General features: G+C 60.7%; 2 protein-coding genes. Both read left to right on the forward strand.

Annotated features, from left to right (window positions below; translation table 11 throughout):
* Window positions 1–136 precede the first annotated feature (136 nt).
* Window positions 137–904, forward strand: coding sequence for a hypothetical protein (locus P3H15_RS53725; protein WP_276144780.1), 768 nt, complete (start codon window positions 137–139; stop codon window positions 902–904).
* Window positions 905–1,353: 449 nt separating this feature from the next.
* Window positions 1,354–1,644 (forward strand): transposase, encoded by a 291-nt coding sequence (locus P3H15_RS53730; RefSeq protein ID WP_276144781.1) that lies wholly within the window; start codon window positions 1,354–1,356, stop codon window positions 1,642–1,644.
* Window positions 1,645–1,841: the final 197 nt, after the last annotated feature.

Raw genomic sequence — 1,841 nt, forward strand, 5'->3', positions numbered from 1 at the left:
AGCATTCTCCCGCACCGTCAACCCCCACCGCCTCGATAAATCAGCGGGCTCCTAGCCGCACCAGTCGACAGGGCTGGATCATCGTAGTGGTCTTCAAGAAATGCCTCACTGCAACACAGACGAAAGTGAACCCGTCATGAACCTCGCAGTACCACAGCCGCTGTCCCCGCATATCGTGGATGGAGCCGCTCTCAAACAGACACTGACCGAAGCTGGCGTCACGTCCATTGAAGCGCTCGTCGAGAAATACACGGCCAAACGAGAGACCCAACTTTTCGTCGAGGACCGACTTAGCTTCGTAGCTAGCGGTGCCCGCCAGCTCGACGAAGCCGTAGCACCCAAGCCGCACACGCCACCGGAGATGAACCTAACCATCGATGGCGAGAGTCACGACCCAGCAGTGATTACGGAACTTGACGGGCGACCGCTCTATTCCACACCTGGTATTGACTCCAAAGGAGATCCTGTTCTACATAGCTTCACTTCACCGGCGGGTATGTTCGAGCATCTGGCGAACACACCGTGGGAGCCGCACGCCAGCTTTCCGAGCAACTCGGATCGTGCCGCGGGTGACATCGGCACGACGAATCCGGACTCACTGCCTGCACTCTCCTACTATTTTGAGAACGCCTACAAAGGCGGCGACTGGCTGCAGAATGGTCCTGGTCGGGCATGGCGCGATCTGAGGCGGGTACCAAGGGGCATTTTCCACCTCGGGGATTGGAACGACATCATCTCATCGGTGGACTGGTGTCGGTGGGATATCTCCCTGTACGAGCACCCCGGCTACCAGCCCACGGCGTCTCAACTGTATCTTCGCGCTGGCCGAACATACTACTACTTGGCGGAGTTCGGGTGGAGTGACAAGGCTTCGTCAACGGTGAATTGGGGGCAGCGATTCTGATCCGCAACACGAGAATCCAGAATTCTGGTGGGTAAATGGAACGGCTGCGTCGCCACCGGTATCGGACCATGACGCTACTGTTGGTGGGATTGGCGCACGCCACGGTCTGGACACCGCACGTGTCTCGAGGGGCCGTGACAGTGCAACCTATTCGAATACCATCGCGGACCTGGACGCCCGTTGCGAGGGATGCGAGCGACCACGATGCGTTTCCAGGACGGGCCTACCCTCGTTGAGGCACGCGCCCGTGCACCTGTATGCGATCGCCGACCGGGAGGTCGTGCCCGAGCCCGGTGAGCCGGAGGTGGTGTTCTGCGTCGACGAGTTCGGCCCGTTGAACCTGCAGCCGGCATCCGGGGCGGCAGTGGGCCGAACGCGGCGGCAGGCACAACGATCCGGACCGGCAGCTGCGTCGCCGGCGGCGCGCCACCTACACCCGACCGCACGGTGTGCGGCATCTGTTCGTCGCCTACGATTTGGCCACGGGCAAGCTGTACGGGCACGTCAAGACCACCAAGAACCGCACGACGTTTCTCGAATTCTGCCTGTACCTGCGCAGTCTTTACCCGATCGGTGTGCGTTTGGCGATCGTGTGTGACAACTTCTCGCCGCACCTGACCACGAAGAAGTGCCGTCGGGTCGCCAACTGGGCGGAGGCGAACAATGTGGAGATCGCGTATACCCCGACGAACAGTTCGTGGTTGGACCGGATCGAGGCACAGTTCACTGCGCTGCGCTAATTCGCGCTCGATGGCACCGACCATGCCTCTCATCGCGAGCAGTCCAGCATGATCCGCCGCTACATCATCTGGCGAAACAAGCACGCCGCCGACGAACGGCTACGCGAGATCGTCAACAAGGGCAAACGTTGCCTGACGCGGCACTAGTAGCGTGTCGCTGCTTAGTTCCGGCCTGTTTTCGTTGCAAGGTTGTGGCG

Source organism: Rhodococcus sp. T2V, assembly GCF_029269925.1.
Taxonomy (GTDB): domain Bacteria; phylum Actinomycetota; class Actinomycetes; order Mycobacteriales; family Mycobacteriaceae; genus Rhodococcus_F; species Rhodococcus_F koreensis.